This is a genomic window from Lamprobacter sp. (genome assembly GCF_034860625.1).
GTDB lineage: Bacteria > Pseudomonadota > Gammaproteobacteria > Chromatiales > Chromatiaceae > Lamprobacter.
In genome coordinates, this window is record NZ_JAYESN010000020.1 from 41701 (window position 1) to 62335 (window position 20635).

At 56.2% G+C, this 20635-nt stretch carries 21 protein-coding genes; 12 read left to right on the top strand and 9 right to left on the bottom strand.

Annotated features, from left to right (window positions below; translation table 11 throughout):
* Nucleotides 1-35: 35 nt before the first annotated feature.
* The gene (flgA, locus tag VBE63_RS07565; RefSeq protein ID WP_323682402.1) at nt 36-704 is read right to left on the bottom strand and encodes a flagellar basal body P-ring formation chaperone FlgA; all 669 of its coding nucleotides are present in this window, start codon (nt 702-704) and stop codon (nt 36-38) included.
* A 300-nt stretch (nt 705-1004) separates the two neighbouring features.
* Between flgA and flgB the strand changes: the two genes are divergently transcribed.
* The 12 genes from flgB (at nt 1005) to flgL (ending at nt 14841) form a co-directional block, all read left to right on the top strand.
* On the top strand, nt 1005-1442 hold the full coding sequence (gene flgB, locus VBE63_RS07570) for a flagellar basal body rod protein FlgB (protein ID WP_323682403.1): 438 nt from the start codon (nt 1005-1007) through the stop codon (nt 1440-1442).
* A gap of 68 nt (nt 1443-1510) precedes the next feature.
* Nucleotides 1511-1918, top strand: coding sequence for a flagellar basal body rod protein FlgC (gene flgC / locus VBE63_RS07575; RefSeq protein WP_323682404.1), 408 nt, complete (start codon nt 1511-1513; stop codon nt 1916-1918).
* A 49-nt stretch (nt 1919-1967) separates the two neighbouring features.
* A complete protein-coding gene (locus tag VBE63_RS07580; RefSeq protein WP_323682425.1) occupies nt 1968-2609 on the top strand; it encodes a flagellar hook assembly protein FlgD in 642 nt (213 codons plus the stop codon).
* Between the two features lie 62 nt (nt 2610-2671).
* The gene (gene flgE, locus VBE63_RS07585; protein WP_323682406.1) at nt 2672-4015 is read left to right on the top strand and encodes a flagellar hook protein FlgE; all 1344 of its coding nucleotides are present in this window, start codon (nt 2672-2674) and stop codon (nt 4013-4015) included.
* 109 nt (nt 4016-4124) lie between these two features.
* Nucleotides 4125-4883 carry a flagellar basal body rod protein FlgF gene (locus VBE63_RS07590; protein ID WP_323682407.1) on the top strand — a complete coding sequence of 253 codons (759 nt, stop codon included), beginning with the start codon at nt 4125-4127 and terminating at the stop codon, nt 4881-4883.
* Nucleotides 4884-5040: 157 nt separating this feature from the next.
* Complete coding sequence (gene flgG, locus VBE63_RS07595) at nt 5041-5820, top strand: flagellar basal-body rod protein FlgG (RefSeq protein ID WP_323682408.1); 780 nt, start codon at nt 5041-5043, stop codon at nt 5818-5820.
* A complete protein-coding gene (locus VBE63_RS07600; RefSeq protein ID WP_323682409.1) occupies nt 5821-6522 on the top strand; it encodes a flagellar basal body L-ring protein FlgH in 702 nt (233 codons plus the stop codon).
* Nucleotides 6523-6552: 30 nt separating this feature from the next.
* Complete coding sequence (locus VBE63_RS07605; protein WP_323682410.1) at nt 6553-7707, top strand: flagellar basal body P-ring protein FlgI; 1155 nt, start codon at nt 6553-6555, stop codon at nt 7705-7707.
* A gap of 481 nt (nt 7708-8188) precedes the next feature.
* Nucleotides 8189-9229 carry a CsgG/HfaB family protein gene (locus VBE63_RS07610; RefSeq protein ID WP_323682411.1) on the top strand — a complete coding sequence of 347 codons (1041 nt, stop codon included), beginning with the start codon at nt 8189-8191 and terminating at the stop codon, nt 9227-9229.
* A gap of 91 nt (nt 9230-9320) precedes the next feature.
* Nucleotides 9321-10787 (top strand): flagellar assembly peptidoglycan hydrolase FlgJ, encoded by a 1467-nt coding sequence (gene flgJ / locus VBE63_RS07615; protein WP_323682412.1) that lies wholly within the window; start codon nt 9321-9323, stop codon nt 10785-10787.
* Nucleotides 10788-10971: 184 nt separating this feature from the next.
* Nucleotides 10972-12990 carry a flagellar hook-associated protein FlgK gene (gene flgK / locus VBE63_RS07620; RefSeq protein WP_323682413.1) on the top strand — a complete coding sequence of 673 codons (2019 nt, stop codon included), beginning with the start codon at nt 10972-10974 and terminating at the stop codon, nt 12988-12990.
* An 18-nt stretch (nt 12991-13008) separates the two neighbouring features.
* Nucleotides 13009-14841: a flagellar hook-associated protein FlgL gene (gene flgL / locus VBE63_RS07625; protein ID WP_323682414.1), complete on the top strand. Its 1833-nt coding sequence runs from the start codon at nt 13009-13011 to the stop codon at nt 14839-14841.
* Nucleotides 14842-14926: 85 nt separating this feature from the next.
* Here the strand turns inward: flgL and fliR are convergent, their stop codons facing one another.
* The 8 genes from fliR to VBE63_RS07665 all read right to left on the bottom strand — a co-directional run.
* Entirely contained in the window at nt 14927-15715 is a 789-nt protein-coding gene (gene fliR / locus VBE63_RS07630) for a flagellar biosynthetic protein FliR (RefSeq protein WP_323682415.1), read from the bottom strand.
* 15 nt (nt 15716-15730) lie between these two features.
* Nucleotides 15731-16000, bottom strand: coding sequence for a flagellar biosynthesis protein FliQ (gene fliQ / locus VBE63_RS07635; protein ID WP_323682416.1), 270 nt, complete (start codon nt 15998-16000; stop codon nt 15731-15733).
* A gap of 18 nt (nt 16001-16018) precedes the next feature.
* The gene (fliP, locus tag VBE63_RS07640) at nt 16019-16795 is read right to left on the bottom strand and encodes a flagellar type III secretion system pore protein FliP (RefSeq protein ID WP_323682417.1); all 777 of its coding nucleotides are present in this window, start codon (nt 16793-16795) and stop codon (nt 16019-16021) included.
* A complete protein-coding gene (locus VBE63_RS07645; protein WP_323682418.1) occupies nt 16792-17208 on the bottom strand; it encodes a FliO/MopB family protein in 417 nt (138 codons plus the stop codon). The genes fliP and VBE63_RS07645 overlap by 4 nt, the downstream gene beginning before the upstream one ends.
* On the bottom strand, nt 17205-17921 hold the full coding sequence (gene fliN / locus VBE63_RS31325) for a flagellar motor switch protein FliN (protein WP_416274515.1): 717 nt from the start codon (nt 17919-17921) through the stop codon (nt 17205-17207). Before fliN ends, VBE63_RS07645 begins: the two co-directional genes overlap by 4 nt.
* The gene (gene fliM, locus VBE63_RS07655) at nt 17914-18984 is read right to left on the bottom strand and encodes a flagellar motor switch protein FliM (RefSeq protein WP_323682419.1); all 1071 of its coding nucleotides are present in this window, start codon (nt 18982-18984) and stop codon (nt 17914-17916) included. Before fliM ends, fliN begins: the two co-directional genes overlap by 8 nt.
* 16 nt (nt 18985-19000) lie before the next feature.
* Nucleotides 19001-19477: a flagellar basal body-associated protein FliL gene (gene fliL / locus VBE63_RS07660; protein WP_323682420.1), complete on the bottom strand. Its 477-nt coding sequence runs from the start codon at nt 19475-19477 to the stop codon at nt 19001-19003.
* A 124-nt stretch (nt 19478-19601) separates the two neighbouring features.
* A partial coding sequence (locus VBE63_RS07665; protein ID WP_323682421.1) for a flagellar hook-length control protein FliK occupies nt 19602-20635 on the bottom strand: 1034 nt, incomplete at its 5' end.

Below are 20635 nucleotides of genomic sequence, written 5' to 3' on the forward strand. Positions count from 1 at the left end.
AGTTTATCGGCCCCGAGCGATCGAACTTTAGCGATCTAAAAATCAACCACCAGCTTGCCTTCTCCCACCACCCGCGCGTTAATCAAATCGCGGTTGCCAAACTGCACCCGAACCGAGTCGCCCAGTCCGCCGGTATCCAGCGCTTTGCCTTCACGGCTAACGCGGAAATGCGTGCCGCGGGCCTCAACCGAGACCTGCTGACCGCGCCGCACCAGCGGTTTCGACTCGAACTGGCGCTGTTGCAAGGGAACACCCGCGGCGATTGCGCGTCGGGCCACTTGGCCGATGATCGATTCCGGCTCGAGCACCGCCTCGCGCGGCAGGTCACTCAGGTTGCCCTCGCGCTGCTCGAGCAGCGCGGCGGTGATGGTCGTGCCCGCCGCGATCTCCTGCCTCAGCACCGGGTAGGTGCCATAACGGCGGATGGTCGCCTGCAAGTAGCGCACCTGCTGGCCCTGTTCACCGCAACGCAGGCCCACCGAGAGGCGCCCTTGCGCCAGCCGCGAGCGGTTGGGCAGAAACGGCTGTGGCGCCCTGCAGGGTGGCATCTGCGCCGCCGGCAGATGCACCTCGATGATCACCTGGTCATCATCGCCTGCAAACTGCTGGTGCAGAAAAGCTTGCACCACCTCGATCAGCGCCTCCTCTGCCCGCGCTTGGGTGGTCGGTGCAAGGCTGAGTGCCAGCAGGGCCGCCAAGGCCACCCGCGGCCATTCAGTCCGCAGCCACGCAGTCCGCCACTGCTGCTGTCTTCGGCCACGTCGGAGCGGCAACCTAGGCGCGCCTTGGGTTAACCTGACCATGGCGGAACAGTCATCGAAAGCGTTAACCTAGCCACCCTGGCTGGGCGGGAAAATGGGAATATCGTCACAAAACGCTCGCTTATTGATATCTTAACCCTAGCGCTCGCTAGGCTATGCTCTACTGATGTCCTACACTGATTACTTGAATCTCGCGCTCGCTAGCGGCCTCAAGCAGCGAACAGCCCTACAGAGAGAACGCGGATGATCGATCAACTCGCGGCAGCCTTCAATTTTGGTCAACAGGCGGTTGCGCTGCGTCAAGAGCGCCACGAGGTACTGGCCAGCAACATCGCCAATGCCGATACGCCCCACTACAAGGCCCGCGACTTTGACTTTGCCAGCCAGCTCAAGAAGGCGGTCGAGAAGGGGCGCCGCGCGGCTGACGACGCCTATCAGGGGCTGGCGCTCACACGCACCTCGGTGCGGCATATTGCGGGCCAAGGGCCGGCCCTGAGCTCACTAACGCAAGAGGACGAGCTCCTCTACCGCATGCCAGCACAACCCAGCCTGGATGGCAACACCGTTGAGATGGACCAAGAGCGCATGCAGTTCCTAGATAACGCACTGCGCTACGAAACTGGCCTGACCCTGGTCAATCGGCGGGTGCAAGGGCTGAAAGGTGCGATGCAGCCTGAGTAGGCGCGATGCCAAGAATCAGCCGACTGAACCGACGAACCGACTGAACTTACGCCCAAGGGTCTGATCGAATGTCCATCTTCTCTGTGTTCGACATCGCCGGTTCCGCCCTGCAGGCGCAATCGCAGCGCATGAACGTCACCGCCAGCAACCTCGCTAACGCCGACAGTATCACGACGCCTGATGGCGGACCCTATCGCGCCAAGCAGGTCATCTTCGAGAGCTTGGCGCAAAACGCGCGCGGCATCGGTGGGGTTCGGGTGCGCGAGGTCATTGAAGATCCAGCGCCAATGCGGCTGGAATACCAGCCAGGCAACCCGCTTGCGGACGAGCAAGGCTATGTGAGCCTCCCCAATGTCGAACCCGTCCACGAAATGGTGAACATGATCTCCGCCTCGCGCTCTTACCAAGCCAATGTCGAGGTCGTGAACACCAGTAAGCAGCTCATGATGAAAACACTGACCATCGGAGAGGGTTAGAACGATGATTAACGGTCTCGAAAGTAGCACGGTGGCGGGCGCGGGCAGCATGCCGCTGAGTAAGAGTCAGTCGGATGAGATGCGCGAGAATTTCTTGCTGCTGCTCACCACCCAGCTGCAGAACCAAGATCCGCTCAACCCGCTCGAAAATGCCGAGATGACCACGCAGATCGCCCAGATCAACATGGTCAGCGGCATTGAGCGGCTGAACGAAACGCTCATGGCCATTACCGGGCAGATCGATGCCAATCAGGCCTTGCAAGCCAGTGCGCTCGTCGGCAAGGGGGTGATGGTGCCGGGCAATAAGGTCATGCTGCAGCAAGATGAGGAGGGTGAGGTTTATACCACGCCGTTCGGCATTGAGCTCAAAGCCCCTGCCGAGAATGTTCGCGTCACGGTGACAGACGCGAATGGCGCGGTGGTCAGCCAGTTCAATACGGGGTCGATCGATGCGGGTGTCAGTGCCTTCTATTGGGATGGCATGACTAGTGAGGGTATAAAGGCCGCGTCCGGAGCCTATTCGGTGAGGCTTGAGGCTGTCGATGCCGATGATGAGGCCGTTGCCGGTGAGGTGTTGAATTATGCATCCGTGCTCGGCATGACGCCGCAAGATCAAAATGGCCAGGTGAGCCTGGATCTTGGTGCTGTTTATGGCCGGGTGGGGCTTGATGCCATCCGGCAAATTCTATAGTGCTTCTGATTGTCTTACGCTGACTGTTTATCACTAACCTGATTCGATAAGGAGAACACCCGATGAGCTTTTCACAAGCACTGAGCGGCCTGCGCGCCCAAGCTGAAAATATTAAGGTCATCAGCAACAATATTGCCAACTCGCAGACAGTGGGCTTCAAGACCGGTAAGGTGCTTTTCGCTGATGTCTTCGCAGGAGCATCGAGCAAAGTCGGCCTAGGTGTCAATATCTCCGCCATAATGCAGGATTTCCGCTCTGGCGATCTAGAGAACACCGGCCGTAATCTGGACCTTGCTATCGCTGGTGAAGGGTTCTACCGCTTAGAGAAATCCAATGGCGCGATCGTCTATTCCCGCAACGGCCAGTTCAATCGTGATGCTCAGGGCTTTCTGGTTAATGGTACTGGACAATTCCTGACCGGCTACGGGTTGTCAGATCAGAATGATCCATTCTCCGAGGTTATTCCCGGCGGTGCGCCTCAACGACTTCGGATTCCGCCGGACGACATTCCTGCCAATGCGACAACAGAAGTTGATGCTATCTATAATCTGAATGCATCCACCATTGGGACTAATGTATCAAATGATGACCTGCAGACAGCAACTGTTGTCACTAACAATCCCAACCCTGGTAATACTGCTAATATTCAGTTTCATTTCTCTTCAAGTTATACTATCTTTGACTCGCTTGGAAATGAAAGAACAATAACGACATATTTCATTAAAACTGCGAACAACGTTTGGGATGCTGAAATAGCTGTCGATGGGTACAGGGCTCAAGCTGATATTGGCACCGCAGACTTTACATTGAATTTTGACGCTAATGGTAATCTGTTTGACCCTGACGATGGCACAGTTCCGATTGTTGCCGGTGGTGGTGATATTACAGTTGTCGTTGATCCAAATGATCCAGAAGCTGTCACGCTCACCTTGGTTGCCGCTAATTTTGATCTAGGTGGTGCCGCTGATTTGGAATTCAATCTTGGTTTTAATGGTACGACTCAGTTCAACAATAACTCGGTGCAGAACACGCTAGAGCAAGACGGCTATACCTCAGGCACACTTATCGGCCTTGAGGTCGAGAAAGATGGCACGGTTACCCGTATCTATACCAACGAGGAGCGTCGTGAGGCCGGTCAGATCGTGCTGAGCAATTTCATTAATCCCGAAGGTCTGCAGCCCGATGGCGATAACGCCTGGCGTCAGACCAACGCATCCGGCGAGCCTGTCCTTGGCGAGGCCCAAACCGGTGTCTTCGGTAGCATTGAGGGCGGGGTGCTCGAGAACTCCAACGTCGATTTAGCGCAAGAGCTGGTCAACATGATCGTCTCGCAGCGAGCCTATCAGGCCAACTCGTCCTCGATCGGCACCCAGGATGAGATGCTGCAGACGATCATCAACCTCTAATCTGAAAGTCCCTGAATCAGGGCTTCATTTTTGCAAGCACCTGATCCATTTGCTCGCATCATCAGCCGTTGATGCGGGCGTAAGCCATACAGTCGCCTGACGTTACTCAATGGACCGCATCCTCTACACCGCCATGAGCGGTGCCCAGCAAGGCTTGCAGAAGCAGGCGGTGGTGACCAATAATCTCGCGAATGCGACCACCACCGGTTTTCGCGCCCAGCTCTACGCAGCGCGCGCGGTGCCGGTGAATGGTGAAGCCGCAACGCCATCACGGGTCTCGACCGTCGCATCTACCCCAGGGAGCGATTTTACCCGCGGGCCGATCAACACCACCGGCCAACCCCTTGATGTCGCTATCGCTGGAGACGGTTGGATTGCGGTGCAGGCCGAGGATGGCACCGAGGCCTATACCCGTCGCGGCGAGCTTCAGGTCAACAGTAATGGTGTGCTGGAGATCGCCGGTCGCCCGGTCATTGGTGACGGCGGCCCCATCATCGTGCCCTTGGAGTCTCAAGTGTCTATTGGCAATGATGGCACCCTCAGTGCCATTGGGGCGGGAGAAGGGCCGGATGCGATTGCTGACATCGGGCGCATCAAGCTGGTCGATCCTGAGTTACAGCCGCTGCTGCGTGGCGATGACGGCCTGTTTCGGCCCCCGGAAAACGACGAGGGTCTTGTCACCCCGCTGCCAAGGGATGAAACTCTGACGTTGGTCAGCGGTAGCCTTGAGGGGAGTAATGTCAGCCCCATAGAGGCAATGGTAGCAATGATAAAAGTTGCTCGCCACTTCGAGATGCAGATGTCGGTGATCTCGACGGCCGATGAGAATGATCAGCGTGCCAATAGTATCCTTTCGCTGCAGGGCTAATGTAAAGTTGGCGCATTCGCACCAAGCCAAGTATTCAAACGAGCGCGTATTCACAATAGACTGAATGCTCGACGCGGTTGCAACAGAATGCGGCTAATCCTGGTTTGCGCCCTGCTGCGGAGACATTCATAGACAATCAGCCGAGGACACTGCCACGATGATCCGTTCACTCTCAACCTCTAAGACCGGCCTTGAGGGGCAACAGACCAAGCTCGATGTCATTGCCAACAATCTGGCCAATGTCAGTACCGCTGGCTTCAAACGATCGCAAGCGGTGTTTGCAGACCTGCTGTACCAAAATCTGCGCCAGCCCGGTGCACTGAACAATGCACAGGACCGATTGCCATCAGGGCTGCAGATCGGCACTGGTGTGCTACCGATCGCGGTTGCGCGCCAGATGACGCAAGGTAGCCTGGCGGCTGGCAACACGAATGATCTCGCGATTCAGGGCGAGGGGTTTTTCCAAGTCTTAATGCCCGATGGCACCATCAACTATACCCGTGATGGCACCTTCACCTTCAACGAGAACGGGCAGATGGTCAACTCCAATGGCTTACCGCTAGAGCCAGCCATCATCAAGCCCGCTAATGCATTAGATGTCGTGATTGCCCCGGACGGGATCGTTACGGTGATCCTGCCGAATAACGAGCCAGACCAAGAGATTGGCCAAATCACACTCTCTACCTTTATCAACCCGACTGGTTTGCGTACGATCGGCGATAATCTTTACCAGGAGACCGCCGCCTCTGGTCCGCCGAATGAGAATCTTCCCGGCTTCAACGGTGCCGGTACTTTGCGCCAAGGCTATATCGAGACCTCCAATGTCAACGTGGTGGAAGAGATGGTCAATATGATCACCACCCAGCGCGCCTATGAGATCAATAGCCGGGCAGTGCAGACCAGCGATGAGATGCTGGCACGACTCACGCAGCTCTAATTGAGCCTTGGTGACCTGATGATCACGCGGATCGCGACGCTGCTGTTGTGCTCCTCCTTGTTGGGGCTTGCGGGCTGCGCGCAAGTTCCGCGCCGATCTGTTGTGCCAGACTATCAGCCGGTGCAGATTCCCGAACCGCCGATGCGTGTGGCCAATGGCTCGATCTATCAGCAACGCCGCGGGGTTCGGCCCTTGTTTGAGGACAGCCGGCCACGCATGCCGGGCGATATCCTGACCATCGTGCTCGACGAGCAAGTGAGTGCCACCAAGAATTCGAGTTCGAATGCGTCACGGAGCGGGTCAGCCAATGTCGATTTAGTGCAGCTTCCTGCGCCGCTCGCGGATCGAATCTCGGAGCTCGAGCAGCTCGGCTTTGATATCAGTGGAGCCAGTGATTTTAGTGGTCGGGGGGGATCTCAGGCACGCAACAGCTTTACCGGAACCATCACCGTGACCGTGGTGGATTTGATGCCGAACGGTAATCTCAGGGTACACGGCGAGAAGCAGATCGCCATCAATCAGGGCGTCGAGTATATCCGTTTTTCCGGGGTCGTCGATCCACTGACCATTTCCGGACGCAATACCGTGCCTTCGACCACGGTCGCCGATGCGCGCATCGAATACGTCGGCGATGGTTATATTAGCGAAGCGCAGCATATGGGCTGGCTGCAGCGGTTTTTCCTAAATATTTCACCAATCTGACGCGACTGGTGTGAATGCTATTTTAAAATCATGACTCAATTCGACAATCACATCATGCCCACTAAACAACACTGGTACTCGAGCCTTCGCCTTTGCTTGCTCAGCGGTTTGTTCCTTGGTGTTTTGATTGCACTGCCAGCCTCCGCCGAGCGTATCCGTGAACTTGCAGACTTTGCTGGGGTTCGTGATAATCCTCTGATTGGCTTTGGCCTAGTCGTGGGGCTTGATGGGACTGGTGATCAGACCATGCAGGCGCCATTCACCGGTCAGAGCTTAAATAACATGCTTCGGCAATTGGGGATTACTGTTCCCCCTGGTACTAATATGCAGTTGCGCAATATTGCAGCAGTAATGGTAACAGCTGATTTGCCCCCCTTCTCCCGGCAGGGACAGCGTCTAGATGTCAATGTTTCATCGACCGGTAACGCGCGCAGTCTCAAGGGCGGCACGTTGCTGATGACACCCCTCAAAGGCGCTGATGGCGAAATCTACGCTATCGCCCAGGGCAATCTTTTGGTGCCGGGTGCTGGCGCTGAAGCTGGTGGTAATGCCGTGCAGATCAACCAACTCGGGGGCGGTCGTATTCCCGGCGGTGCAATTGTGGAAGAGGGTGTTCCTGTTGATTTCAATGCCAGGGATGGACTGCTTGAGCTGGTGCTAAAAGAGGCAGATTTTGGTACTGCGCAGCGGATTGTTGATGCAATTAATGAAGAATTCGGCTGTATAATGGCGAAGGGCGTCAACGGTCGAGTGATTGAACTCAATGGTCCGCCGAACGATCACCAACGTCTTGGCTTCATGGCACGAGTTGAAAGTATCGAAGTTACACCGAATGAGGCTCCAGCACGAGTCGTTTTTAACTCGCGGACTGGTACAGTGGTTATGAATCGTGCTGTTACGCTACGGCCTGCGGCAGTTGCTCACGGGAGCTTATCGGTAGAAATTGCAACTCAGTTCCAGGTTAGCCAGCCGCAGCCATTGGGTGGTGGCGTAACTGCTGTAGTTCCAGAAACTGAAATAATTATCGAGGATAATCCTGTTTTCCTACGCGATGTTGTAGGAGCTGACCTTGGTGGGGTGATCGCAGCACTGAACGGATTGGGTGCTAGCCCTCAGGAGTTGATGGCTATTTTAGAAGCACTTAAGATTTCAGGTTCGCTTAGTGCTGAACTTGAATCGATCTAATTAAAGGGTGGAATCATAGCAGATAGTTTGAGTTAAATTTACTTAATATTTTTCGTAACGCAAACAACTGGCAACGTAAAATGAACATAAAAATAGTAACCTTGATAGCGGTTTTTTCTCTTTTCAGGATTGGTGCAGTTGAGGCTGACTGTACTAAGGATGAAATATATAGCTATATTAAAGAGGGTTTAAGTAAAGAGCACATCAGCATGATTTGCGGGGCTTCTTCTGCATCAAGCACTGCTGATCAAGACTGCTGCTGCTTTACATTCGTTGAGAGAGAAGTGCGAAAACGTACATATGGTGGCGGTAGCGGTTCGCAAAATAGTAGTACCTGGACGGTTATATCCCAAGATCGCCAAGTTATGCCTGCTAATCAATGTGGAGGGACTGAATTTCTCGATGTCGATGCTCGTGCACGATCATACTGTGCAAGTATGAGTGAATGTTTGGGGCGATAGGTTTAGTGAGGGAAGATAAAGTGACCAAGCTGATTTTGTTTTCTGTTTTAGCTTTGTTTAGCTTTAATGCGCCAGCTAGCAATATTGTATTTGCTATCATGGATTTCACAACCTCTGATATTGATGCTAGAAAATATTTGCAGCACCAGGACCAACAGTTTCTAGATGAAGATGAGCCAGTATTATCGGATGCCGAAAGGGCGCTTTTAAGTCAAGAAGAATTGGCCCAAATTGCTAAAGCCCAAATTCAAGAACGCGCAGCACGTAATAAAGAGCAACGTGAGAGGTTAGAGCAAAGAAATCGATTGGATCGTCAAGAAAAAGCTGATCACAGGGCTAGAACTGTTAGTTCTGCACTCGGAAGAGAAATAATAAAAGCACCAGACCTACTTGCTGCTGAATTATCGCAATACAGCGATTTGTTCAGTATAGTGGACCGAAGAACTGTAGAAGAAGGAGTTCGCGAAATAAATTTCCAAAACAGTGGTTTGGTGTCACGCCAGACCGGAACCCAGCTTGGGCAGATGACCGGTGCCACTCATCTTGTTTATGGCCTTGTTGGAGATTATGGCAGGGATGTCACAAGGTCTATGGCTTATAACGTGCCAACTAAGAATACCACGCATTCCATTGAAATCATAGTCAAAGTGGTAGAAGCAAGTACAAATAAAATGCAGTTTTCTACCATCGCTCAAAACAGCATTCAAGAACTCAAAACCGGTAGTGGTGGTGGTAGTAATACACAGCTCATGAATGACTTGCTCAAAGGTGCCATTAAAATTGCTGCTGCGGATATATACGAAAGATTTTCACAGTCAACTGCGCCCGATAGAGAGTCTGTTGAACCGGCTGTGTTACCAAAAGTTGTTTTTGAGCCAAAGATTGATGGTCAGGTAATTGGAGCGGAAATCGAAATTGATGGTTTTTACTCAGGTAATGCGCCTGCAACGCTATCAATTCCTTCAGGAAATCACACGATTAAGTTTATTTATGGTGATCTTGTTTGGGAGCGCAATATTGTCGTTAAGGACGGGATGCGCATTTCTCCATCGCTTCGCTGAAGCTAAAACACCTGCGTGATTAAAGCGTTATCATTAATTTGAGGGCTGGGAATGCTAACGGCGCGCTGCATGCAGAACTTGAGATCATCTGATGCCAGTCGATAGCGCTGCCAATGAGTTCGCCCTTGATGTGCAAGGGCTGCAACGGCTGAAGCAGCGCGCGCGCGAGCAGAGCCCGGAAGCCCTGCGCGCGGCAGCGCAGCAGTTCGAGGCGCTGTTTCTGCATTCGATGATCAAGAGTATGCGTGCGACCGTGCCGACCAGCGATCTCACCAACAGCAAGCAAATGGAATTCTATCAATCGCTGCTCGACCACCAATGGGCGCAGACCATGGCCGAGCGCGGTATGGGACTGGCCGATCAGTTGGTCGAACAGCTTGCATCCGACCAGCGACAGCCAGCGCCGGTGACGACCCAGCAAGCAGCCGCAGCGGCAACCTCAGGGCTTGATGATCGCAACGATCTGCTCGCCCATATCCCGCGCGGCGAGCCGCGTAGACTGAAGACGCCGATTGAGCGCAGTGCCCCCGCTGAAGTCGTCAAGTCAGCAGCGAAACCAAGCACAGCGCGTTCAGCGCCAGAGAGTCCGGCAGCAGTCAGTGATGATCCGCATCGGCCAATGGCCGAGACGCAGCCCCGGGTTGCTGCCCAGGTGCCAACAGCAGGCGGCCGCTTTGCGCTTTTCGCGCCGACTGCAACGGTCAATCCAGCGCCAACAGCGGATGTTGCGGGTCGTGATGGCGAGATCATCGAGGCAGAGCGTGCCGGCACCGAGGCGTCTTTTCTGGAGGCCTGGGGTGGCCGCTCGACCGGCCCGCTGATTGGCAAGGCGCAAGCGCAACACTCGGGTGATCTGCTCAGCGATCAGGATAGGGTTAGCGACCAAAGCGCCAGCAATCGGGCCGGCACCCTGGCCAGCAACCAGGCAACCGGCAGCTCAGCCGATTACTGGGCGCCTTCGCCGGGGGGGCTGCTCGATGCCTTGAGTGGCTCCCTCGACCCACGCCCGACGCGCCTGAGCGCGATCACCGCTGTTGATGTGCGGGATCAGCCCGCGCATGTGCAAGCCTTCTTGCAGCCACTGTTGGCGCCTGCAGAGGCCGCGAGTCGCCGCACCGGCGTACCCGCTGAGCTGATCCTGGCGCAAGCCGCGTTGGAGACCGGCTGGGGCCGGCATCAGATCCGCACCGCCGACGGCCGCAATAGTCACAACCTGTTCGGCATCAAGGCCGGCAGCCAGTGGCAGGGGCCAACCGCCGAGGTCACCACCCACGAGTACTTCAACGGACAACGCACGCGCATCAGGGACCAGTTTCGCGTCTACGACTCCTACGAAGCCGCCTTCATCGACTATGGCCGCCTCATCAGCCGCAGCCCGCGCTACGCAGCAGTGAGTACGGCGCCGAATGCGGCCCAGGCGGCGCGCGCCTTACAGGCTGGTGGTTATGCAACGGACCCGGCCTATGCTGACAAACTGATCAAGATCATGGGGCATTTTGATGGCGAGGTCGCCGAGGCCGCACAGGCCAAGCGCTCGCCGCTGATCCCAGGCTTTTAAGTCTGGCGCAGCGGGCGGATTTGGTCGTCGCTCTTGAGCTTGCGCGTTCAGTCGGCCGCCCTGCAGCCAGTCGCGACAGCGCCTCAAGCTTGGCGTGGTTCTGCCGATATCTTTTGTTATCAACTTAAGTGACCGGGCTTGGGTCAACGCGGTCGGGAAGAACAGGGGTCGGGAAGAGAAGACTATGAGCATCTATTCCATCGCGCTCACGGGCCTGAATGCGGCGCAGACCGCCCTCAGGACCACGAGCAACAACATCAGCAACGTCTATACACCCGGTTACAATCGGGAGATCACCCAGCTTGCCAACAACGGGGTCTCCGGTGGTGTGCAGGTCACGGATATTCAGCGTCAGTTCAATCAATTCGTCGCCAACCAGCTCAATGACTCGCTCGGCAACACCCGCAGCCTAGAGGCTTACCAGAAAGAGGTGAGCCAGATCAATAATCTGCTGGCAGACCGCGAGGCTGGGCTCTCGCCGCTGATGCAGAATTTCTTCTCCAGCATCCAAGACCTCGCCGCAGGCCCTGCTGATCCCGCCACGCGCCAGGGCATGCTCGGCACCGCGGACATCATGACCTCCCAGTTCCGCGCCTTCGACGGCTATTTGAAGGACATGCAGGATGGTGTCAACGGCCAGATTCGAGACGAAGTCATCCAAATCAACACGCTCACCGAGCAGCTTGGGAGACTGAATGGCGAGATTTCCAAGGTCCGCGCGAGCCTAGGGAGAGAGCCGAACGGGCTGCTCGATCAACGTGATCACGTCATCAAGCAGATCAACGAACGCATGGACGTTCGGCTCAACATCCAGGATGGCAAGACCTATAACCTCAGCCTGCCCAATGGGCAGCAACTGGTCACAGGCACCAGTGTCTTCAAATTACACGCGGTCGACTCACCCACCGATCCACAACGCACCGTGCTGGCTTATCAGGATAGCCAACGCGCCAACGCGAGCCTCATCCCGATCGACGAATCCTTGATCACCGGCGGCACCCTCGGCGGGCTCATGGCCTTCCGCAGCGAGACGCTGGATAAAACGCAGAACCAGATCGGCCAACTCGCCGCCTCGCTCGTGATCGGCTTCAACGATCAGCATCGACTAGGGCGTGACCTTAATGGTGATCAAGGCGGGGACTTTTTCAATATCGGCCAGCCCATCGCCTACGCGAATGATCGCAACAGCGGAACGGCGGAGATTACCGATGCCCGTTTCGACGAGCCTAATCTTGCCCAGTTGCGGGCGACGGATTATACAGTTCGGGTGACGGACCCGAGTGACCTTGAAAATGGATTTGAGGTAATACGGAAAGACAACGGACAAGTGCTCGAAGCAAGTGAATGGAGCTACGCCGACCCCAATGGCGACGGCACGGAGGCAACCTTGAGCTTTGGCGGCGTTGTGCTCACCTTTGACGATGCTAACAACCTCGCTGATCGGGATCGCTTTGAAGTACAGCCAGTGCGACGCGCTGCCGGTGGCATGGAAACGGTTATCAGCGACTTGGATAAGGTTGCGGCTGGTCTGTTCGTCACCAGCAGTGGGGACATGAATGCCCAAGTCTTCACTGCAGCCGATGGGGCCTTTGACGATGCCTTTGCCGCCAGTGCATCGGCTTATGAGCTGTCGCTTTCCGACGCGGGTGTGCTGACATTTACTGATCCTCCTCCTGCCTCTTTAACGGTTCCAACCGAGGTTCAGGTGAATGGTGAGACACGTCAAGTAGACAACAACGTGATCCGCAATTCTGCTGATGATGGTGATGCTGTGCTCGCACCAGGTGACGTCATCACCGTTGACGGTGTCAGTTTTAGGATCGATCGTCTGCCAGGGTCGGGTGATCTAGATACCAGGCTAAGAATCGAAGAGGCTGCCTCCGGCCCTGGCGACAACCGCAACGCGCTGGCTCTGCAGAACCTGCAGACCGAGGAGTTGGTTGGTGGTCGCGCAACACTCACACAAGCCTATGCCGGTATGGTCTCCGATGTCGGCAATCGGGCTAATATCGTTCAGGTGAATCTTGACGCAAGCATGGGCATCACTGAACAACTCGAAGCGCTGCAGCAGTCGGAATCAGGCGTCAACCTCGACGAAGAAGCCGCGAATCTCATCCGCTTCCAACAATATTACGCTGCCAATGCGCGAGTGATCGATACCGCTTCAACGCTGTTCGATACCATCCTCGGCCTGCGCAACTAATCATAAGGTTTATTCGCCATGATGCGCATCAGCACCGTCACCATGTATCAGCAGAGCCTGTCGTCGATGAATCGGCAACAGAGCCAGTTCCTCAAGGTCGGACAACAGATTGCCAGTGGTCGCCGCGTGATGACGCCGGCTGACGACCCCCAGGACGCCTCGCGCGCAGTGCGTGTGTCGCAAGCCCAAACAGCGACGCAGCAGAATACTGATTCGCGCGTGAGCGCCAGAAATGCGCTGTCCCAGACCGAAAGTGTGCTGAGCGGCTCCAGTGATCTAATCATCCGAGGCAAAACCCTGCTGGTCCAAGCTGCCAGCGAGATCCTGAGCGACTCGGACCGGAAGTCGATTGCCTCCGAGCTGCGCGGTCTGTACGAAACTCTGATCGGTCAAGCCAACTCGACCGATGGCAACAATCACTATCTGTTTGGTGGCTACCAAGACGAAGCGCCGCCCTTTTTCCGTAATACGGACGGTCCCGGTATCGCACGCATCGATTACCGGGGCGATGATCAGGTGCGCGAACAACGCGTCGATTCCGAACGGCTGATGCCTATCACGGACAATGGCAAGACGCTCTTTCAGAGTGTTTCGGGTGGAACTGTTTATGTGGCTCGGGCAGAGAAGGTCGGGCTGAGCGCGGAGGCTATCGACGAGATTGGTACCCAAGCCGGTTATCTGCGTAATGAGGGCACGGTCACTTTTTCCGGCCCAAACCGCGTCAATGCCAGTGACCCCAATTTTGGCGAGGCATTCACGCTGAAATTTGGTCAGCTTGTTGTAGACGCGAGTGCTTTGCTTTCGGCTGGCAATACGATAGATGTGTCCGAGGGGGAATTAACGGGCTTCACGGGCGGTTCTTTCGCGGATTCCGACGCCCTGATCAATGCGCTCAAAGTCGCGGCTGAGATTGAGAACGTTGTCGATAGAAGCAGTGCAGGTGATGGTTCTGAACTTGTCGTCACTTTCGTTGACGATGTAGCGAAGGATTTCACCTTTGCGCTGACGGATACGAATGCGACTCCTAATGAGACAGTCGCTTTCACTAATGCGATCCAGATCACAGCCGTGAAAGTTGAAGGCGTCGACGCGAGTAGTTTGCTCGTCGATGGAGCTGTAAGTGTTTCTTCAGGTAGTTTAACGAATTTTGTCAGCGGTACTTATACGACTCCAGAAGCACTCATTTCAGCATTGGAAGAAGCCGATGAGATCTTAAGCGTCTTCGATAACAGCGCGAACGGCGATGGTTCTGATTTGGTCATCAACTTTGCTGAGGGCCTGCCGAGTGATTTTACGTTTGAACTGACAAATGCTGCTAGTAGCGATCCTCCTGTCAGTTTTACAAACGCTGCCACTGAACTCCTCGGCCCAAAGGACTATGAATCCGGCGAGGTTCTGAATTTTGCTGGTATTACGGTTGGCCTTGAAGGCGAGCCCGAAATTGGCGATCAGATCCAACTCCGCCCCGCTGATGATCCAGCCGCGAATCAGGATCTGTTCAAGACCTTTAAGGATGCGATTGACGTCCTTGAGCTTGACCGGGAAGGCTCCCCCGACACCCGTGCGCATATCACGAACACCATCAACACGGCGATGCGCGAGCTGGATAACAGCTTAGACAATATCCTCACTCAACGCGCATCGGTGGGGGCTCGTCTGAATGAGCTGGATCTGGTGGATACGGTCAGCAGCAATCGGATGCTCAACTACGATCAAGTGATGTCGGATCTGGTCGACCTCGACTATGGTGCGGCGGTCACCGAGTACAGTCTGCGTCAGGTCGGTCTGCAAGCCGCCCAACGGGCCTTTGTCGATATCCAGGGGATGTCCTTGTTCGACTTCATGCGCTGATTGATCGGATAATTGATTGGCTAGCTAGCTGGTTGGCTAGCTGATTGTGTCTACTTGCTTGTCTACTCGATCGGCTGATGGATGGCTAGAGCGGCGCGAGCGTATCCAGCAACCGCTGTTGCATGCTGAGCGCATGGGTGAAGATGCGCTCGAGAAATCCACCGTAGTGCCCCATCATCACCATCAAAAGCACGAGCCCGAAGATCAGCGAGGTCGGGAAGCCGATTGAGAACACCGTCAACTGTGGTGAAGCGCGGTTCAGGATGCCGAGGCCAATGCTGACAATCACTAAGGGTGCAAGGACCGGCAGCGCTAGCAGCATGCCGCTGGTAAAGACGACGCCACTGTAACGCGCTAGGAGCTCAAAGGCATTTGGGTTAAAGCCCCCTAAGCCAATGGGTAAGGTCTGGAAACTGGTGGCGAGGATCTCGAGTGCGATCAAATGGCCATTGAGGGCCAAAAACATGATCAGCGCGATGGTAAATAGGATGCGCGAGAGCACCGCGATGTTGGTGCCACTGCCAGGGTCAAAAAAGTTGGCAAAGGCGAGCCCCATCTTGAGTCCGATAAAGGCCCCAGCGGCCTGAACGATGCCGAAGGTGAATTGCATCACCATGCCGATGGCCACGCCAATGATGATCTGCTCAACGATGATCCCTAAGCCAGCCCAAGACATCACGGGCACGGGCGGCAGAGGGGGCAGGGCAGGAGTAATGACGATGGTGATGAGTGCGGCTAGCCCGACCTTGACCTGATTGGGCACCGTCGAATGTCCCCAGAGCGGTGATGCGGCAAAAAACGCCGTGATGCGCGTAAAGGGCCAGAGAAACATGGCCAGCCAGGTCTGCAACTGATCAAAGCTGACCTCGATCATAGCGGTTTATCGCGCTTATGTGACGAGCAAAGGAATCTCGGTAAAGAGCTTGCGCGTAAAGGTGGTGATCAGTTGCAACAACCAGGGGCCGGCCAAGGTCAGCACGAAGAAGATGACCAAGACCTTCGGGATAAAGGTCAGGGTCATCTCGTTGATCTGCGTTGCGGCCTGGAACAGGCTGATCAAAAGGCCGGTGGTCAGCGCTGAGAGCAGCACCGGGCCGGCTAAGAACAGCGCAACGCGCATGCCTTGAGCGGCCAGACTCATTACTTCCTCGGGGGTCATTAGGCGCATGCCTCCAGGCTAGACGTAAAAACTTTCTGCCAGCGAGCCGATGATCAGTTGCCAGCCGTCGACCAACACGAACAGCATCAGCTTGAACGGCAGTGAGATCGTGATGGGCGGGACCATCATCATACCCAAAGCCATGAGGGTGCTGGCGACCACGAGATCGATGATCAGAAACGGGATGAAGATGGTAAAGCCGATCTGAAAGGCGGTCTTCAACTCGCTGGTGACAAAGGCCGGTACTAGGATGCGAAGCGGCACGTCTTCCGGGCCTTGCATCGGGCCGACATCCGCCAAGCGCGCGAACAGCGCCAGATCCGGCTCTCGTGTCTGTGCCAGCATGAATTCGCGAAAGGGCCCCTGGGCTTGATCGAGAAATTCGTCGAAGCTGATCTCTTCATCGCGCAGCGGTACCCAAGCATCTTCATGGACCCGGTCGAACACCGGTGCCATGATGAAGAAGGTCAGGAACAGTGCCAAGCCCAACAGCACCTGATTCGAGGGTGTGGCTTGGGTCCCCATCGCCGTGCGCAACAGGCTCAGGACGATGATGATCCGGGTAAAGCTGGTCATCATCAGCAACAACGCGGGCAAGAACGCCAGCGAGCTGAGCAGCAAGAGTGTCTGCAAGGAGAGCGACCAGCGCTGACCACCATCTTCCAATGGCTCGCTGGTGAGCCCGGCTAGCTGCTGAGCCGAGGCCGGCTCGCTGAATAGCAGCCAGACCGCGGCGAGCGCTAGGATGACAAAAGATAGCGCCGACTGCGCGGCTCGGACGGGAGCGGCGCTCATCGCATCCCGACATTGTGTTTCAGCGCTTTCGCGAAGCGGGCCGCAAAGGAATCGCCCTCGTTGAAGACAGGGCGATCGGCCAGCGCTTGACCGCTGTCACGCGGCGGCGGGGCAGGGAGCTTGTGCAAGCGCGTGACTTGGCCACCGCCCACCCCCAGCACCAGCCAGGCCGAGGCGACCTCGACGACCACGACGCGCTCCTTGGGGCCAACAGCGGCACTGCCGACGACTCGCACGCTGGCCGCGGGATGTGAGTCGCCGAGCCGGACTTTGCGCAAGATGACCGCACCTAGCAGGATGATGATGACGATGACCATGAGCACCAGCGTCAGCTTACCCAGCGTCGCTAGCCCAATCAGGGTGTCGCCGCCAGCGATGACAGATGCGGTGTCGCTCGCGGCAGCCTGGTTCATCGATTCAGTTTTTGAACGCGTTCAGAGGGGGTGACGATCTCGGTGATGCGGATGCCGTATTTGTCCTCGACGACAACCACCTCGCCTTGGGCGATCAGATAGCCGTTGATCAAAATGTCCATCGGCTCTCCGGCCAGTCCGTCAAGCTCGACCACCGACCCCTGAGCCATCTCCAGCAGCTGTTTGATGGTCACCTTGGTCCGGCCCAATTCCACCGAGAGCCGGACAGGGATATCCAGGACCATCGCGAGGTCGCGCGTTTCCGTGCCCTGATTGGCGTTTTCCAGCGGACGAAAGACGCGGTCGCCCGCTGCTTGCGCTTCGGGTTGCTTGGGGGCTGCTGGCGTCGTTTTCGAACGACTCGCGGCGCTTGACGCAGGTTTTTCCTCCTGGACTGAAGCGGCTTCCTGTTCAGTCATGGCCGCCGCCCAGAGATCGTCCTCCTCCTCCTCCGGCTGCTCGGCCTCGGTGGCGTCTGGCTCCGACTTGGCTTCATCCGGCTTACTGGCCTCCTGAGCCTCCTGCTCAGCCATGGCTTCAGCCCAAAGGTCGATTTCCTCGTCGTCTGTTTTGTCTGTTTCGTCGACCTCAGCTCCCTCAGCTGCATCAACCCCTTCAGTTCCCGCCTCTGCCTCTTCGGCTGAGGGGGGGGATTCAGTGTCTGCGGTCTCTTCGAGTTCTTCGTTCTTGTCGCCTTTATCTTGCTCAGTCATGATTCAGTCCGTTACGGCTGGGGTTCGCTGGGCTCGGGCGGCGCTTGAGAAAGGCATCTTCGGCTTCGAGCGGCTGATGCTGGTTGGCATGGTCAATCATCCGCACGACCCGTAATGCGCGATGCTCATTCTGGCTGCCGTACTCACATTCCAGCACGGGGATGCCATCAACACTGGTGAGCACCGTTTCGGGCAGATCGATCGGCAGGATATCGCCAACCTTGAGCGATAAAACCTGGCTGATACGAGACGGAATGGCCGTCAGATTGGCGATCAGCTCAATTTGAGATGAACGCAACTCGCCGGCCATGCGTCGGCCCCACAGGTTGTCTGGGTCCTGCGCGCCATCCTTGAGCGGGTTGCTCAAGATGTCGCGTAGGGGTTCGATCATGGCAAAGGGAATGCAGATCTGGAAGCTGCTGGCAAGGTTGCCAATATCGATGTTGAATGAGGTGTTGACTACGATCTCATTTGGTGAATTCGTGATATTGGCAAACTTCGACTGCATCTCGCTGCGCACATAGCTAATCTCCAGAGGATAGATCGACCTCCAAGATTCACTATAGGCATCGATCGCAAGTTGCAACATGCGTTGAATGATGCGCTGCTCGGTATTGGTAAATTCGCGCCCTTCTGACCGGGTGAGGAAGCGCCCGTCTCCGCCGAAGAGGTTGTCGACGACCATGAAGACCAGGTTGGGCGGGAAGACGATGAGCGCCGAGCCCTTGAGTGGCTTCATGGCAATGATATTGATATTGGTCGGAACCGGTACATTGCGCGCGAAGTTGCTATAACTCTGATAGCGGACGATATCAACCGTAATATCCGCACTGCGGCGAATAAAATTGAAGATTGCCATGCGAAAGTAGCGAGCGAAGCGCTCATTGATGATATCAAGCGCATGCAGGCGTTCGCGAACGACCCGGTGCTGCGTCGCAGGGTCGTAAGGCTTTGCGCGCGATGCCGCGCTGCCTGCTGAGGCGCTGCTACTTTCATCATCGCCACTGACTCCCTTCAGGAGGGCGTCAATCTCTTCCTGTGATAGTAGGTCGTCTTGAGCCATAAAGCGTAAACGCGACCTATTGCACGATGAATTCGGTGAACAAGACCTCTTCGATCGCGAGTTCAGGTTGCAACTCAGAGAGCGGAGGCTTTTGTAGGGCAGTGATCAGCTTGTTCGCCAACTGCGTCTTGCCCTCAGTGCTTGTGAGTTCATCGACTTGCTGTGCCGAGAGTTGCATCAGCAAGCGACTTCGTACCTGAGGCATGTGTGTTTCCAAAATCTCGCGCGTTTTTTCTGAGCCAACCTTGAATGTCATGCCGATATAAAGCAAACGGCTCACCCCGCGTGAGCTCGTCATGTTGATGGTGAATGGCGCGACATCGACGAAAATCGGACTGTGCCGATCAGTCGCCGCTTCTGTTTTTTCAGTTTCTGAGCCGCTTTGTGCCTGCAGGGCAATATAGGCAGCAACGCCTGCAGCGATGAGCGACAACACCACCAGCAGGCTCATCATCCACAAGAGTTTATTCGATCCGCTGTTTGCTTGTGCCACTTTGTCCTATACCTCTCTTTTCGCCGCTCCAGTCAGTCTAGGAGCGAAACGATGGACACAAAAAAATGATCTGAACGCTTTCACAGCGCTTATCTTACCAAATCGCGATTGGAACCGATCGTGTTCAGGCGTAGATGTCCACCCGGCCGTCAAGGCTCATCTCGATATTTGCTGGCGCATCCGCGAGCCCCGTATCCTCCGCGTCTAGCCATGCACCATTCGCAGAGCCTCGTTGCTGGGCGTCATCCCCTGCAAAGGCTTGGTCACCCTCTTGACGTTGCTCGCCGACTGAGGTTTCACCAAGATTGATTCCCTGCTCAGCGAGTGCATCACGAAGTTGTGGAATTGCTTGCTCGACGGCGGTACGCACCAGTGCGCTTGCAGCCATGAACTGGATTTGTGTTCCCTGTTCTCCGACCCTTAACGAGACCGTCAGCGGGCCAAGGTCAGGCGGGTTGAGTCGAAGCTCGACGCGCTGGTCGCCACCGCGTTGGCTGAGCAGCACTAACTGTTGCCCCAGTTGCTGAGGCCAGGCTGCACTATACAGCGATGCGCTCATGCCCGGAGCCTGGGCCGCGCTGTTCGATTGACCTCCGGCAATGGCGCTATAGGACGCAAGGCTAGCGTTGGCGATGCCGAGCCCCAGTCCGCCAGCGGCCGTTGTCTCGGCACCAAGGGTGCTGGTGCCGCTCGGCTGTGGGTTGACGAATCCTTCTCGGCTGGCCAGGTGGACCCCGAGCAGTTCACGCAACGTAGGGACAAAAGGTTCGCGTGTGGCTGGCGCCGTTGTGCTCAGCTCCGCCAGCGTGCGCGGTGCCTCGGCTGAGAGGGCCGCTCGCTGCTCGCTTGCTAGAAAACTCAAGCCGGAGCCAGCGCGTCCATCGGTGCGGCGTTGATCACGCGTGGAGAAAGGCTCTGAAAATGTCGCGCGTGCCGCCTGTTCAGCACTAGGCTGGGCTGCCAAGATCGCTCCATTGATCTCGAGTGGCGCTGGCGCGCGCGGCGGCAAGGTGTTGGCGACAGTTGCCAGATTGGCGGTCTCTCTCAGCCGTTCCATGCGCTCTGGCTGTGGTGGCCGTTGGCCCCAATCAGTAAGGGGTGAGGTGCGCGGCTCAGGTGTGAGGCGCGCGAGCAGTTCGCCGAAGGCGTCAGGGGTCA

Bases quoted from the DNA above. Each gene is read 5' to 3' on its own strand.
- flgB (WP_323682403.1), top strand. From the start codon at position 1,005: ATGATCGATCAACTCGCGGCAGCCTTCAATTTTGGTCAACAGGCGGTT.
- flgC (WP_323682404.1), top strand. From the start codon at position 1,511: ATGTCCATCTTCTCTGTGTTCGACATCGCCGGTTCCGCCCTGCAGGCG.
- VBE63_RS07580 (WP_323682425.1), top strand. From the start codon at position 1,968: ATGCCGCTGAGTAAGAGTCAGTCGGATGAGATGCGCGAGAATTTCTTG.
- flgE (WP_323682406.1), top strand. From the start codon at position 2,672: ATGAGCTTTTCACAAGCACTGAGCGGCCTGCGCGCCCAAGCTGAAAAT.
- VBE63_RS07590 (WP_323682407.1), top strand. From the start codon at position 4,125: ATGGACCGCATCCTCTACACCGCCATGAGCGGTGCCCAGCAAGGCTTG.
- flgG (WP_323682408.1), top strand. From the start codon at position 5,041: ATGATCCGTTCACTCTCAACCTCTAAGACCGGCCTTGAGGGGCAACAG.
- VBE63_RS07605 (WP_323682410.1), top strand. From the start codon at position 6,553: ATGACTCAATTCGACAATCACATCATGCCCACTAAACAACACTGGTAC.
- flgJ (WP_323682412.1), top strand. From the start codon at position 9,321: ATGCCAGTCGATAGCGCTGCCAATGAGTTCGCCCTTGATGTGCAAGGG.
- flgK (WP_323682413.1), top strand. From the start codon at position 10,972: ATGAGCATCTATTCCATCGCGCTCACGGGCCTGAATGCGGCGCAGACC.
- flgL (WP_323682414.1), top strand. From the start codon at position 13,009: ATGATGCGCATCAGCACCGTCACCATGTATCAGCAGAGCCTGTCGTCG.
- fliR (WP_323682415.1), bottom strand. From the start codon at position 15,715: ATGATCGAGGTCAGCTTTGATCAGTTGCAGACCTGGCTGGCCATGTTT.
- fliQ (WP_323682416.1), bottom strand. From the start codon at position 16,000: ATGACCCCCGAGGAAGTAATGAGTCTGGCCGCTCAAGGCATGCGCGTT.
- fliP (WP_323682417.1), bottom strand. From the start codon at position 16,795: ATGAGCGCCGCTCCCGTCCGAGCCGCGCAGTCGGCGCTATCTTTTGTC.
- VBE63_RS07645 (WP_323682418.1), bottom strand. From the start codon at position 17,208: ATGAACCAGGCTGCCGCGAGCGACACCGCATCTGTCATCGCTGGCGGC.
- fliN (WP_416274515.1), bottom strand. From the start codon at position 17,921: ATGACTGAGCAAGATAAAGGCGACAAGAACGAAGAACTCGAAGAGACC.
- fliM (WP_323682419.1), bottom strand. From the start codon at position 18,984: ATGGCTCAAGACGACCTACTATCACAGGAAGAGATTGACGCCCTCCTG.